The organism is Pelomonas dachongensis, from assembly GCF_043555865.1.
GTDB lineage: Bacteria > Pseudomonadota > Gammaproteobacteria > Burkholderiales > Burkholderiaceae_C > Pelomonas > Pelomonas dachongensis.
Genome location: NZ_JBIGHY010000045.1, coordinates 1 through 353, shown reverse-complemented (window position 1 = coordinate 353; position 353 = coordinate 1). Strand labels below are relative to the sequence as shown.

1 protein-coding gene is annotated in these 353 nt (G+C 67.4%); it reads left to right on the top strand.

What is annotated here, in order from left to right:
• Positions 1–4: 4 nt before the first annotated feature.
• Positions 5–353: transposase (locus tag ACG02S_RS26255; protein WP_394473445.1), on the top strand; the 349-nt coding region annotated here is incomplete at its 3' end.

The window sequence follows — 353 nt, the reverse complement described above, 5'->3', positions numbered from 1 at the left end:
GGCGATGGCGACCGACGACTTCTTCCGCGCACGGCTGGATGGCATGGTGGATCCCCGCCACCCGCTCGCGGTTCTTGGCCGGCGCATGCCCTGGTCCGAGATCGAAGCGTCACTCGCCCCGCTGTTCGCCCGCAAGGCCCGCATGGGCAAGTCCCGCGAGGACGCCGACATGTTTGGCCCCACCTTGGTGGTGGCCGCCGGCGGCGTGAGCCGTGCGGGCCGCCCGCGGCTGCCGATCCGGTTGATGGTCTCGCTGCTGTACCTCAAGCACGCCTTCAACGAGAGTGACGAATCCGTCGTTGAGCGCTGGTCGGAGAATGTCGTTTGGCAGCTCTTCAGCGGCATGGAGTACT